Here is a 13,347-nt window from a genome sequence, read left to right as displayed (position 1 = left end):
TCAGCGATAACTCAGCGATTGCGGGTCAGCAGTGCTGGTTTTTCACCACGAGGACGGCTTGGCAGTTGATCCAGTTGCTCAGGCGTCGGGAAGCGGTCAGCCTTCGACTCCTTGTGCATGATCTTCGGTGCGGGACCGCGCGGGTTCTGCACGGCAGGTTCCGAACGCGGCTGGTCGTCACGGGCCGGCCGGCGATTGCGCGAATCTTCGCGGCGGGCCTGGCCGTCGCGCGGTGCGCCACTGCGAGGACCGCTACGTTTGGCCGGTGGGGTGCCGGTGCTGGCGCCATCGCTGTTGCGCGGACCGTTCTGGCGACCTTGTGGCTTGCCGGAGCGTGGAGCGCCCGAACCTGCCGCAGTGCCTTGTGCCGGAGCACCCGGACGGCGACCACGGCCTTGCGCCGGTTTCTGCTGCGGCACGTAGTCGACGCGGTTACCGAAGTTATCGATATCGTCGTCCAGGAACTCGTCCGGGGCACGGTCAGCGGCGGCACGAGGAGGTTGCGACGGACGCTGTTCGCGAGCCGGAGTGCCTTCACGTGGCTTTTGCTGACGGGCAGGGCGCTCACCACGCTCGCCGGCCGGTTTTTCCTTACCCTTGTCCTTGCCTTTGTCCTTGCGACCACCGCCGCCACCGCTGCCGTTCGGACCGTCGCCGCGCGGGCCACGTGGACTGCGCGGGTTGCGCATGTCCGGACGCTCGCGCACTTCAGGCTTTTCCGCCTCGATGGTGCTGGCATCGAAGCCCATCAGGTCGCCGTCGGCGATTTTCTGCTTGGTCATGCGTTCGATGCTTTTCAGCAGTTTTTCTTCGTCCGGGGCTACCAGCGAAATCGCCTCGCCCGAACGACCGGCACGGCCGGTACGACCGATGCGGTGCACGTAGTCTTCATCGACGTTCGGCAGCTCGAAGTTGACCACGTGTGGCAACTGGTCGATGTCCAGCCCGCGAGCGGCGATGTCGGTGGCCACCAGGATGCGCACGGTACCGGCCTTGAAGTCGGCCAAGGCTTTGGTGCGGGCGTTCTGGCTCTTGTTGCCGTGGATCGCGACGGCGCTCAGACCGTGCTTGTCCAGGTACTCGGCCAGGCGATTGGCGCCGTGCTTGGTGCGGGTGAACACCAGTACCTGTTCCCAGGCGCCGGCTGTGATCAGGTGCGCCAGCAAGGCACGCTTGTGGCTGGCGGGCAGGCGGAATACGCGCTGTTCGATACGCTCGACCGTGGTGTTCGGCGGCGTGACTTCGATGCGTTCCGGGTTGTGCAGCAGCTTGCCGGCAAGGTCGGTGATGTCCTTGGAGAAGGTCGCCGAGAACAGCAGGTTCTGGCGTTTGGCCGGCAGACGGGCCAGGACCTTCTTCACGTCATGGACGAAGCCCATGTCGAGCATGCGGTCGGCTTCGTCCAGTACGAGGATTTCCACGTGGGACAGATCGACACTGCCTTGGCCGGCCAGGTCGAGCAGGCGGCCAGGGCAGGCCACCAGCACATCTACGCCACGGGACATGGCCTGAACCTGCGGGTTCATGCCGACACCGCCGAAGATGCAGGCGCTAACGAACTTCAGGTCACGGGCATAGACCTTGAAGCTTTCATGCACTTGCGCGGCGAGTTCGCGAGTCGGGGTCAGGACCAGTACGCGCGGTTGGCGCGGGCCGTGACGCTGGGATTTGTCCGGGTGACCGTTGGGGAACAACCGCTCCAGGATCGGAAGGGCGAAACCGCCGGTTTTACCAGTACCTGTCTGCGCCGCGACCATCAGGTCGCGACCTTGCAACACGGCGGGAATGGCCCGCTGTTGCACCGGAGTAGGCTCGGTATAGCCCGCTGCCTCGATGGCGCGGACTAAAGCCTCGGAGAGACCGAGGGAAGCAAAGGACATGAGTAATCCTGTTCTAGTTAGGGCTTGGCCCAATGGGAGTCTTGCCTGGCGCGAATCGCGTTTAAGAGGACGCAATCCCGTCCGGTCCTGCTGGGTCTCGAAGGCTCGTCTACAAGCGCTCGCGCGGGCTGAAAGCTGCGCAGTAGCGGGGTTGAGATGCCTATAACGATTCCGAGCGTCCGGGCGTGAGCCTGGCGGGAAGGCCGGAGTATAACAGAGCAATCACTGCGCGCCGCTTTCCTGCTGCTCAACGGTTTTTTCCGCGGCAGCCGTGGCCTTTTCGGTTTTCACGCTGGCTGCCGGTTCCGCGCCGTAGCGGGCACTCAGTTCAGCGTAGGCGGGCTCGCGTTTGAAACGCTTGAGTTCGGCGCCGAAACGCTGCACCAGCAGGTCCATGCCCGCATTGCGTCGCACCGCGAGAAACTGGCTTTGCTGGCTGATGATCGTGGGGTTTTCGGTGATCTTGTCGCGGATTCCCAGCTCGTCGAGCAAATGCTGGCCGACCCGGCGGTCGGTGATCAGCAGGTCAATCCGCCCGCGTACCAGTTTTCCGAAGTTGGCTTCATGGGTGGGGGCCGGCTCGCGGGTGAACAGCGTCGAATCGCTGAAATCCTTGCTGTACAGGTAACCCGGCGAGGTGCCGATGGTCAGGCCTTGCAGGTCATCGAGGGTGCGAAACGGATGGGGCCGTTCATTGGCGTAGAACATCACGAACTGGACTTCAGACAGTGGTTCGCTGGGGTAGAGCAGGGTCGCCTCGCGTTCGTCGCTGTGAAAGATGTCCAGCGCGCCGTCGGCCTGGCCTGATTCAAGCATCGACAGGCAGCGTTTCCATGGCAGGAATTGCCACTCCACTTCGATGCCCAGGCGCTTGAAGACAATGGCGGTGGTTTCGTAGTCCAGGCCCAGGGATTTGCCGTTGTCTTCGTACACATAAGGCGCCCACGGCTCCGTGACAATGCGCAGCTTCTCGCCCCGGGCGGTGAAGCTCAGGCAAGTGAAGACAAGCACGGCGACTAACTGCGTGATCAAAGGCATGGGCTTGAGATTACGACGAGAAACCGGAAAGAGCCAGAAACTGACCGCAGATGCTCTAACTCCGTGGATTGCCGCACATTAATGGTGCGTTGAAAGCAAAAGATCGCAGCCTGCGACAGTTCCTGCAGGGAATACACATTCCGTGGCAGGAGCTGTCGCAGGCTGCGATCTTTTGATCGTGCTTTAACGACTTTTAACGCGGCAACTTCAGGTTATTCCACACCGCCAGGCTCGCTTCAGCCTGGTTCAGTGTGTAGAAGTGCAGCCCTGGAGCGCCACCCTGCAGCAGTTGTTCGCACATCTCGGTGATGACCTGTTCGCCAAAGCGCTGAATGCTTTGGGTGTCGTCGCCGTAGGCTTCCAGTTGCTTGCGGATCCAGCGCGGGATTTCCGCACCGCAGGCATCGGAGAAACGCGCCAGCTTGCTGTAGTTGGTGATCGGCATGATGCCCGGCACGATCGGGATGTTCACGCCCAGCGCCCGCACGCGTTCGACGAAGTAGAAGTAGCAGTCGGCGTTGAAGAAGTACTGGGTGATCGCACTGTCGGCGCCAGCGTTGGCCTTACGCACGAAGTTGGCCACATCGTCTTCGAAATTGCGCGCTTGCGGATGCATTTCCGGGTAAGCAGCGACTTCGATGTGGAAATGATCACCGGTTTCTTCGCGAATGAATTCAACCAGGTCATTGGCGTGGCGCATTTCACCACTGGCCATGCCCATGCCTGAAGGCAGGTCACCGCGCAGGGCGACGATACGCGTGATGCCGGCGGCTTTGTACTGGGCCAGCAGGCCGCGCAGGTCAGCTTTGCTATCGCCCACGCAAGACAGGTGCGGAGCGGCAGGGATTTTGACTTCGCTTTCGAGCTGCAACACGGTGTTCAGCGTGCGATCACGGGTCGAACCGCCGGCGCCGTAGGTGCAGGAGAAGAAATCGGGGTTGTAGGCGGCCAGCTGGCGAGCAGTGGCGAGCAGCTTTTCTTGCCCAGCATCGGTCTTCGTAGGGAAGAACTCGAAGCTGTAGCGACGATCTTGGGACATGGTCATATCCTTGGAAACGCGTGAGGCAAGCGCCGACCACCTGTAGGAGCGAGCCTGCTCGCGATGGACGTCAACGATAACGCGTACATTCTGGTTAAACGCGTTGCCGTGACGTTTCTCGCGAGCATGCTCGCTCCTACAGGAGAGGCGTCAGCCGATCAGTAGCGGTAAGCGTGCGGCTTGAACGGACCTTCGACGGTCACGCCGATGTAGTCGGCCTGGGTCTTGGTCAGTTGAGTCACGACGCCGCCGAAGCCGCGGACCATTTCCAGGGCCACTTCTTCGTCGAGTTTCTTCGGCAGTACTTCAACAGTCAGGCGCTCGGCTTTCTGGGCTGGCGACAGGTCGGCGTACTTCTGGCCGAACAGGAAGATCTGCGCCAGAACCTGGTTGGCGAACGAACCGTCCATGATGCGGCTCGGGTGGCCGGTGGCGTTACCCAGGTTAACCAGACGGCCTTCGGCCAGCAGGATCAGGTAGTCGTCATTCTGTGGGTCGAAATCGCCAGCGCCGGTACGGTGGATCTTGTGAACCTGCGGCTTCACTTCTTCCCATGCCCAGTTCTTGCGCATGAAAGCGGTGTCGATTTCGTTGTCGAAGTGACCGATGTTGCAGACAACAGCGCGCTTCTTCAGGGCCTTGAGCATGTTCGCGTCGCAAACATTGACGTTGCCGGTGGTGGTCACGATCAGGTCGATCTTGCCCAGCAGCGCTTTGTCGATGCTCGCTTCGGTACCGGTGTTGATACCATCGATGAACGGCGAAACCAGTTCGAAACCGTCCATGCAGGCTTGCATGGCGCAGATCGGGTCGACTTCGGACACTTTAACGATCATGCCTTCCTGACGCAGGGACTGGGCCGAACCCTTGCCCACGTCGCCGTAGCCGATGACCAGCGCTTGCTTGCCGGACAGCAGGTGGTCGGTGCCGCGCTTGATCGCATCGTTCAGGCTGTGACGGCAGCCGTACTTGTTGTCGTTCTTGCTCTTGGTCACCGAGTCGTTGACGTTGATGGCCGGGATTTTCAGCTCGCCCTTGGCCAGCATGTCCAGCAGGCGGTGAACGCCGGTGGTGGTTTCTTCGGTCACGCCGTGGACGCGTTCCAGAACGGCTGGGTATTTCTTGTGCAGCAGTTCGGTCAGATCGCCGCCATCGTCGAGGATCATGTTGGCGTCCCATGGCTGGCCATCCTTGAGGATGGTCTGCTCCAGGCACCACTCGTACTCTTGCTCGGTCTCGCCTTTCCAGGCGAAGACCGGGATGCCGGCAGCGGCGATGGAAGCGGCAGCCTGGTCCTGAGTCGAGAAAATGTTGCAGGACGACCAGCGCACTTCGGCACCCAGGGCAACCAGGGTTTCGATCAGCACGGCAGTCTGAATGGTCATGTGGATGCAGCCGAGGATTTTTGCGCCCTTGAGCGGTTGCTCTTCGGAGTACTTGCGACGCAGACCCATCAGAGCCGGCATTTCGGACTCGGCGATGATGGTTTCGCGACGGCCCCAGGCAGCCAGGGACATGTCGGCGACTTTGTAGTCGGTAAAATCTGCAGGCGTGATAACAGCGCTCATGAAGAGCCTCCATTCGTAATGTATGCGAATGGGCGCCGTTGTGCGTTTAGTGTCCGGCCAGTGAAGGCCAGGCAACGCCCCATCCGAGCCTGACAGGTCAAACCTGCTGCAGCGCCCCTCGGACAGGTGGCGGGAAAACGGTAGCAATTGAAGATGACCGTTTTGAAACGGTGGCGATTATAGCGGGCTCTGCTGATCTTCCAAAGCGTTTCTGTCGTTCAATGTCCGAACGGTAATCGAGACCATAGATGATGCTCAATAGAGCTCTGGGGCGGGCTCTGCCATGATGGTCAGCATCATTCGGCAAGACGCTCAGGAGTGAACATGAATTTCCACACCCGCAAATGGGTAAAACCCGAAGACCTCAACCCCAACGGCACGCTGTTCGGCGGTAGCCTGCTGCGCTGGATCGACGAAGAGGCGGCGATCTACGCCATCGTTCAGTTGGGCAACCAGCGTGTGGTCACCAAGTACATTTCCGAAATCAACTTCGTCAGCGCCTCGCGCCAGGGCGACATCATCGAACTGGGCATCACGGCGACCGAGTTCGGCCGCACCTCGATCACCCTGACGTGTGAAGTGCGCAACAAGATCACCCGCAAGAGCATCCTCACCGTTGAAAAAATGGTGTTCGTGAACCTCGGTGAAGACGGCTTGCCGGCGCCTCACGGCCGGACCGAGATCAAGTACGTCAAGGACCAGTTCAAGAATGATGACGCCGGTCAGTGAGATCGGTGGTGTCCCCATCGCGAGCAGGCTCGCTCCCACATGGGCGGCGCTTTACCTGTGGGAGCGAGCCTGCTCGCGAAAGCGGTTCTGTATTCATCGAAGATTTGTCTGGGGTACTGAACAGCCGTGAGCCCCGCGTGTCGTAGCTAAATAGCCCGCCACCGGTTGCGTATCCCATGAACTCGGCACAAGACGGCAAGACCCCGAACCTTTCGGCGCAAGAAGAGCACGAGGTCGAAAAGAGCCAGCCGCCCCGCGCCGCGGTGCTGCACGAGATCATCCGTACACAGGGCGATCAGGAGCTGGACCGCAGCATTGCCGCGTTATGGTGGTCGGCGCTGGCGGCGGGGTTGACCATGGGCCTGTCGCTGATGGGCATGGGGTTGCTCAATTCACGCCTGCCGGATGGCGAAGGATTCAAGGTGATCGCGAGTTTCGGTTATTGCGCCGGTTTTCTCGCGGTGATCCTCGCCCGTCAGCAACTGTTCACCGAAAACACCCTGACCGCCGTGCTGCCGGTGATGACCAGGCCGACGCTGGCCAACTTCGGTCGGTTGCTACGGCTGTGGACGGTGGTATTGGTCGGCAACCTCTGCGGCACCTTGCTGGTGGCGTACGTGATGCTGGAACTGCCGATTTTCGACAGCAAGACTGACGTGGCCTTTCTCGACATCGGCCGCAAGGTCATGGAAAACCACGCCAGCCAGATGTTCGCCAAGGGCATCATCTCCGGATGGATGATCGCCACCATGGTCTGGATGATCCCGTCCATGGAGAGCGCCAAGATGTGGATCATCATCCTCATCACCTACTTCATGGCGCTGGGGGATTTCACCCACATCGTGGTCGGTTCGCTGGAGGTGTCGTATCTGGTGTTTGCCGGCGAGTTGCCGTGGAGTGATTTCTGGCTGGTGTTCGCCGGGCCGACGCTGGCGGGGAACATCATCGGTGGCAGTTTTATTTTCGCACTGATCAGCCATGCGCAGATTCGCAGCGAAAGCGGAGCAGCCCCTTCGGACAAGAAGCGAAGCACTGATTCGCCATGAAGAGCCTATGTTCGTACGGCACGGGTGGTAACCGGCTACCACCTTTGCAGTTGCTGCGCGAGCCACGCTGGTGCACGGGCTGACTGGCGAACTTTCTTCACTCTGCGTACAGGGCCCGCTTCTCGATCAAGGAATCGATTAATGGCCACACCGTCACTCCCTCCACATTTGACTGCCCTGTTGGCGGTCGCTCGAAAGATTCAAACGCTGTTTGCCGCCCGCTCCTCATTGCAGGTGGTTGCCGCTCGAGATCTGCAGAAGACTCTGCGCTGCAATTATCCGCAATTGGTGATTACCGACAGCACCCCGGTATTGATGTCACCGCAATACGAGTATGTCGATCAAGCGGTCCGCAAAACGCGGTTCAGCCGCTCCTCCATGACGGATGAACTGATCAACCGCTTCGTCGATGACAAGCTGGTTGATTACAGTGAAGGCCAGGTCATTACGGATCAGCCCGACGCGCAACCTGTGGTGCCGGGTGCCCTGAAGAACTTCGATGCCCAGACCGCCGTCAATGACTGTGGTGCCCGTTTGCTCCAGCTTTGCCAGCAGGCGTTGCTGGAGGACTGGAGCGAACTGTCGGAAACCGCGCAAACTCGCTTCGAACTTCTGGCTGCACTGCTCAAGGATGCACTCAGGGACGTGGCCCGCCAGACACCAACGCTCGATGCCAAGCAGCAACAGATGATAGCGGACGTCCTGCAAACGCCGGATAACAACCTGCGCACAGGAACGACCCGTGCTTATCTGATCGATCACTGGGGCGAGCAGGGCGGCAAGCAGTTTGAGCTGCTCAGGGGCATGGTGCTGGTATCAAGTCAGGGCGCCACCACCGACGTCGTCCTGTTTACCCTGGCCGCGGGTATCGAGGTATTTGCTTCCCTGGCCGCGCTGGGAGCGGCGTTATTCAACCGTATGACCGGACTGGCGCCCGAGAGCTTGATGCAATGGCGCCTGTTTGAACCCGATACAAACATTTTCGACGGTTTCGCCTTGACCTTTCTGGTCAAGCAACTGGCCGACCTGGAGTACGCGGTCGCCCATGGCCGTGGCTCGCCCTATTGGAGCGCAGCCTTGCTGGACCGGGCTCACGAGTTGGCGACCGGTGACTTTGACAGCCTTGATCTCAAGCCACATAGCGACCTGCAACGACTGTACGCGGCCATGCCGCTTTGGCTGAAACAGGCCAATCGTGATGTCCGTGGCTTGTTCAGCGAGTACTTCGAAGCGCTGGGCACGCTGTTCAAGCAGGCGGACTGGAAGTTCTTCAGCGACGGCCTGCCATCGATTCTCGATTACACCCGGCAAAAGCTCATGGACAAGTATCCACAGCCCGAGACGCTGAAACCCGATGACGTGGTGGTCACTATTCATACCGTCAGGGGTGTTTCCGCGGCAGGCGGTTTTCCGGTGAGAATCATCACCACTTTGCTCAATGTCGCCCTGGAAAACCTGGGGGGGCTGCCGGGCAGCTCCATCACCCTCAAGCGCAGGGACGGCAGTGCGGTGCCCTCATGGATGACGCCTGAGACCATCAAGCAGTGGATCAGCGAAGTCGACATCGGCCAGAACTATCCCGCCCTTATTGCTTCCTCGCTCAAAGATGACGAGATTGAAGTGAGCTGGAGGCGTCGTCGCTTTCTCCAGCAATTGCGCATTGAGCTACCCATGCTCGCCCTGGAACTGTTTGCTCGCGGTCAGGCCGGTTTTACGCGCACCGCTTACCGGATGGTGGTAGCGGTCATGAGCAAGCGGGCCGAGGATCGCAACGTGGCACAGAAGGCTATCGTGTTGCGCCCGTTGACCTTCAAGGCGGGTGCACTGAGCGAACCGGACACTGTGACCAACATGTTTGTGATTGGTCCCAGGGATTTCGAGCAGGGGCCGCAAATCCTCTACTGCCCTATGAGCGCAACGAAGTTGCAGGCGTTTGCCAGTCATCAGGCATTGTTCGAGGCCATCAAGCGACCAGGCCAATTGCAGCAACAGGTTCTGGCCTGGATGAGCGAGACCGGTCGCGCGACTTATCAGGCTGGCGGGTTCCAGGACCCTCACTTCAACAGTATCGATGGCCTGACGATGTTGATCGACGCCATGACCAGCAAGCCGGCCCAGCTTGGACGCGAGGAGGTCGAAGGCGATTACGGTGATCACCTTTATAAAAGTCAGGTCCAGGCGCTTATGGAGCAAGCGGACCGGCAGTCGGTGTCCAACAGCGAAAACCGCTGGGCGCGCCGCAAGGAGGGTTTGTACCTGGGGCTGAACAGTGTCATGCCGTTTGTCACGGGGCCGCTAGCTGCGGTGGGCTGGTTGTTGGTGGCCTGGGATGTTCAACAGCAAATCAATGTGGTCCGCGGCAATAAGGCAGAAGGCAAGGAGGTGGCCATGGCCGGTTTCCTGATGAACATGGCGTTGGTGATGGCGCATTACTCGCGCACCAACATCGAAAGCGCTCTGGATGAAGCATCGTCCAGCGAGACTCAGGAAGCGTCGCAGGGCGCCCGGATCATTGATGCAGACGTAGTGCCGGGCGAAGCGGTTGTTCCCGTCGTCGCATCAGACAACCCCCAGGTACTGACGCCGCAAACGTCCGTCGCGCGCGCCTTGTGCATGCCGACCGCGCGGGTCGACTATGGCTGGATAACGCCCTCCAGTCGATTGACGGCCTCTCAGGAGGCCAGCCTGAACGCCTTTACGGTATCTGAACCCCAACGAGCCGAGTCGATTACCAGCGGCCTGAACACAGGGTTGCATGAAGCCCTTGGTCAGTTGTATGTCCATGTCGAGGATGACTGGTTCAAGGTGTCGAGGTTCTCCGAAGGGGTTCGGATTGCGTCGGCAGAGAGCGATGGGCGTCCAGGTCCGTGGCTCAAGTCCAATGGTCGTGGGGGATGGATGCTGGACCTGAGACTGCGTTTGCTCGGGGGAAGCTCGAGCGAGCAGGCGTCGACGACGGCTCAGGCGGGCGTTGAACTGAAAACGCGATTTGATGCGCTCTATGCCGAATTCGACGGGCAGGCCTGGGTGGAGGTGAATACGCAGGAAGCGCTCGCTAAAGTTCAGAACCCTGCAACGGGTATCAGGCAGCTCAGCAGTGAGCTCGCCAGGGTTGAAACCTTGGGAGGCCGGGCGAAACAACTGTCGGAGTTGCTCGAACAGCGTCGTCGGTTTGAAGTCGTGAGCGGGTTTTCGACGATGCGCAGCGCATTCCTGGGCCGGCAGATCCGTTGCCTGCGGGCGCAAATCGTACTCAAGTCGGCGTTACGGCAATTGCGTTATACCGAGTTGGGCGGGCCGCAACAGGATATCAGCGTCCTGAGCCTGAGTGATTTTGCCCGTACATCCATCACCTCACAAAACCGCCTCGCCTTGTTTCAGTTGGGCAAGCTTCATGAGCAGGTCATCGGTCTCCATCGTCAAGCGTATCTACTGCTTGGGCAGATGCGCAGAACGGCCGTTACCGGCGATGCTCAACTCAGCGAACTGGACGTCGCGCCCTGGGTGGACCAAAGGGCGATGGTCGCCTGGCAGGAAGCCGGTTTACGCCCGAAAATGTTGTATTGCCTCAAGCAATCCACGGTAGGGCAACCCCTGGAACAGTTGGCGCGGATCACACTGCTCTGCCAGGTGAAACTCTCGACCTATCGGCGATTGCAGGGCGCAGAACGCCCGGAACTGGAGACGCGGATTCGGGTGATGAATGACGTGATCGACGCACTCGCATGGGCCGATGTCCGGCTGGGCAGGCTGAGCGGAACGTCAGGCGATTTTTTTGACCAGGCCGCATTCAATGACTTTCGAAAATACCTGCAGCAACTGCGCGCAAATGTCCTGAAGGATGTCCTCAAGCAGTATGCGCAGCGTGCCGGTGAAACACGGAAAAAGCAGTTTGCCGGGCAAACGCTCAGGGTCCAAAGCCGTGAATGGGGAGCGTTAATCGGCGAAAAGTCACTCAATCCCGACATTGGCGATGCTCTGACCTTTACCGATCCCTACAGCCGGCGGGTCTACGCGACCTTTGAAAAAACCACGACGTCCGGCCAGGTGGACTGGACATTGCGGCGTGTACCAGGGGCGCCCGTATCGAGTGCCTTGCACTACCTCAGGGCCGCCGAGCTCAAGCAACTCGGTGAGCGCTGCAGGGAGCGGTTGCCGACCCTGGAGGCCGATCTGCGCCTGGCGCCACGCACCATCAGGAGGGAGCTCGAGGCATTGGCGCAAAGCATGCTGCAATTGCGCGAGCACTTTGCAGGCGAGGCCCCGATCGACAAGCAGTGGCACCAGCAGATGACTGACCAGGCCAGCGACCTGAAAACCCTCGCCCGTGAGGCATATGCACGTATGGTGCTGGCCCGTGAACCGACGGCGGCGGGGGTCGAGGACCTGTTGGCCGAAGGCGTCATATCAATCAAGGAAGTACCCGGCACCGGTATCGTGTCGGGTGAAGGCAGGGCGCCACTGTTTCGCTGCTTCTACATCAGCAAGGTGGCCCCCTCCAGCGACGCCGTGACGACCCCGCAAATCATCTGGTTCGCCCACTTTCGCTATCCTGTCGGCACCGTCAGCCGCAGTGGTGTGGACTTTTCCAGGGCCTATCTGCGCCGTTACGCCGATCCCTATCTTAGCTTCGAGCAACGTTTGGGCGAGGCCCGTGATCTGGAACGACGGCTGAGCCTGATGCGCTCCACCCTTGACCCGAAATCGGCACAACAACTGTTTTTCACTGAGGGCCCCGTGAGCTGAAAAGCCCGATCCTGTAGTCGTCTTGACCCGCGGGGGCTGAGCCTGGGTTACCAGGTTCAGCCGGGTGCGTTGACCGGGCTGGTCGCACGGCGTTGTCGATAGATGAAATACAGCGCGGTCAGTACGGTCAGTCCGCTGACCAGCGCGCCGGTCCAGGGCAGGTCCGCCAGGTCGGCGCCGCTGGCTACCACCATCCCGCCGATCCAGGCGCCGGCCGCGTTGCCCAGGTTGAAGGCGCTCTGGTTCAGGGTCGAACCCAGGTTGGGCGCTTCGTGGGCCTGATCGATGATCAGCAATTGCAGGATCGGGCACAGCGCGAAGGCAAACGTCCCCCAAAGCACCAGTGTGATTGCCGCCGGGATCACCGAATGGCTGGTTTGCGTGAACGCCGCCAGCACCACCATCACCGCCAGCGCCATGCCCACCAGCGAAGGCAGCAAGCGGCTGTCCGCCAGGCGACCACCGAGCATGCTGCCGGCGGTCAAGCCCACGCCGAACAACAACAGCATGATGGTGACGCCGTGGGGGCTGACGCCGGTGATGTCCTGCAGGATCGGCGCAATGTAAGTGAACACACTGAACAGGCTGGTCGAGGCCAGCACACTCATGCCCAAGGCCAGCAGTACATTGGCCTTGCCCAGTACCTTGAACTCGCTGGCGAGGTTGGCCTTATCCATCGCAATGTTTTTCGGCAGCCAGCCCCATTGCGCAATCGCCGCCAGTACCCCGATCACCGACACCGCCCAGAAGGTCGAGCGCCAGCCTGCGTACTGCCCGAGTGCAGTGCCCAGTGGCACGCCGAGCACATTGGCCAGGGTCAGGCCGGTGAACATCATGGCAATCGCTTGAGCCCGTTTGTTGGGGGCTACCAACCCGGCAGCCACTACCGAGCCGATGCCGAAAAATGCGCCGTGGCACAGTGCCGTGATCAGGCGCGCGGCCATCAGCGTGGCATAGTTCGGCGCCAGCGCGCAGAGCATGTTGCCGAGGATGAACATCAGCGTCATGCCCAGCAGGGTGGCCTTGCGCGGCATGTTGGCGGTGCCGACCGCGAGGATCGGTGCACCGAACACCACGCCCAGGGCGTAGCCGGTGATCAGCAATCCGGCATCGGGAATGCTCACGCTGAGATCACGGGCGACATCGGGCAAAAGACCCATGATGACGAATTCGGTTGTGCCGATGCCGAAGGCGGCAACAGCGAGGGCAAGCAAAGCGAGTGGCATGCGCAAGGTCTCTGTCGGTAGTCTTGACGCTGTGATCAGGCATGCGCAGGCCGACGACCGTTCTCGAGGAGAGCG

The 13,347-nt window shown here is 60.5% G+C and carries 8 protein-coding genes and 1 riboswitch; of the genes, 3 read left to right on the top strand and 5 right to left on the bottom strand.

Annotated features, from left to right (window positions below; translation table 11 throughout):
* Positions 1-11: 11 nt before the first annotated feature.
* The 4 genes from rhlE2 to ahcY form a co-directional block, all read right to left on the bottom strand.
* Positions 12-1,880 (bottom strand): RNA helicase RhlE2, encoded by a 1,869-nt coding sequence (rhlE2, locus tag AC3ITA_RS26940; protein WP_095944425.1) that lies wholly within the window; start codon positions 1,878-1,880, stop codon positions 12-14.
* A gap of 222 nt (positions 1,881-2,102) precedes the next feature.
* Positions 2,103-2,918: a substrate-binding periplasmic protein gene (locus tag AC3ITA_RS26935; protein ID WP_095944426.1), complete on the bottom strand. Its 816-nt coding sequence runs from the start codon at positions 2,916-2,918 to the stop codon at positions 2,103-2,105.
* Positions 2,919-3,111: 193 nt separating this feature from the next.
* Complete coding sequence (gene metF, locus AC3ITA_RS26930) at positions 3,112-3,957, bottom strand: methylenetetrahydrofolate reductase [NAD(P)H] (protein WP_150672063.1); 846 nt, start codon at positions 3,955-3,957, stop codon at positions 3,112-3,114.
* A gap of 158 nt (positions 3,958-4,115) precedes the next feature.
* Positions 4,116-5,525 (bottom strand): adenosylhomocysteinase, encoded by a 1,410-nt coding sequence (gene ahcY, locus AC3ITA_RS26925; protein ID WP_095944428.1) that lies wholly within the window; start codon positions 5,523-5,525, stop codon positions 4,116-4,118.
* 23 nt (positions 5,526-5,548) lie between these two features.
* Positions 5,549-5,651, bottom strand: a riboswitch (S-adenosyl-L-homocysteine riboswitch).
* 198 nt (positions 5,652-5,849) lie between these two features.
* On the opposite strand from ahcY, the gene AC3ITA_RS26920 reads away from it, so the two are divergent.
* The 3 genes from AC3ITA_RS26920 to AC3ITA_RS26910 all read left to right on the top strand — a co-directional run bounded on the left by AC3ITA_RS26920 (position 5,850) and on the right by AC3ITA_RS26910 (position 12,046).
* A complete protein-coding gene (locus AC3ITA_RS26920) occupies positions 5,850-6,254 on the top strand; it encodes an acyl-CoA thioesterase (RefSeq protein ID WP_095944429.1) in 405 nt (134 codons plus the stop codon).
* 176 nt (positions 6,255-6,430) lie between these two features.
* Positions 6,431-7,300 carry a formate/nitrite transporter family protein gene (locus AC3ITA_RS26915; protein ID WP_095944430.1) on the top strand — a complete coding sequence of 290 codons (870 nt, stop codon included), beginning with the start codon at positions 6,431-6,433 and terminating at the stop codon, positions 7,298-7,300.
* A 141-nt stretch (positions 7,301-7,441) separates the two neighbouring features.
* Complete coding sequence (locus tag AC3ITA_RS26910) at positions 7,442-12,046, top strand: dermonecrotic toxin domain-containing protein (protein ID WP_489278840.1); 4,605 nt, start codon at positions 7,442-7,444, stop codon at positions 12,044-12,046.
* 56 nt (positions 12,047-12,102) lie between these two features.
* Here AC3ITA_RS26910 and AC3ITA_RS26905 read toward each other — a convergent pair whose 3' ends face one another.
* Positions 12,103-13,272 carry an MFS transporter gene (locus tag AC3ITA_RS26905; protein ID WP_489278838.1) on the bottom strand — a complete coding sequence of 390 codons (1,170 nt, stop codon included), beginning with the start codon at positions 13,270-13,272 and terminating at the stop codon, positions 12,103-12,105.
* Positions 13,273-13,347: the final 75 nt, after the last annotated feature.

It is taken from the genome of Pseudomonas sp. GL_090 (assembly GCF_057837765.1).
Note: the sequence above shows the minus strand (reverse complement) of the source record. Positions and strands in the feature narration are given on the sequence as shown.

Coding starts and splice junctions, on each gene's coding strand:
- ahcY (WP_095944428.1), bottom strand. CDS start 5,525: ATGAGCGCTGTTATCACGCCTGCAGATTTTACCGACTACAAAGTCGCC.
- AC3ITA_RS26915 (WP_095944430.1), top strand. CDS start 6,431: ATGAACTCGGCACAAGACGGCAAGACCCCGAACCTTTCGGCGCAAGAA.
- AC3ITA_RS26910 (WP_489278840.1), top strand. CDS start 7,442: ATGGCCACACCGTCACTCCCTCCACATTTGACTGCCCTGTTGGCGGTC.
- metF (WP_150672063.1), bottom strand. CDS start 3,957: ATGTCCCAAGATCGTCGCTACAGCTTCGAGTTCTTCCCTACGAAGACC.
- AC3ITA_RS26935 (WP_095944426.1), bottom strand. CDS start 2,918: ATGCCTTTGATCACGCAGTTAGTCGCCGTGCTTGTCTTCACTTGCCTG.
- AC3ITA_RS26920 (WP_095944429.1), top strand. CDS start 5,850: ATGAATTTCCACACCCGCAAATGGGTAAAACCCGAAGACCTCAACCCC.
- rhlE2 (WP_095944425.1), bottom strand. CDS start 1,880: ATGTCCTTTGCTTCCCTCGGTCTCTCCGAGGCTTTAGTCCGCGCCATC.
- AC3ITA_RS26905 (WP_489278838.1), bottom strand. CDS start 13,272: ATGCCACTCGCTTTGCTTGCCCTCGCTGTTGCCGCCTTCGGCATCGGC.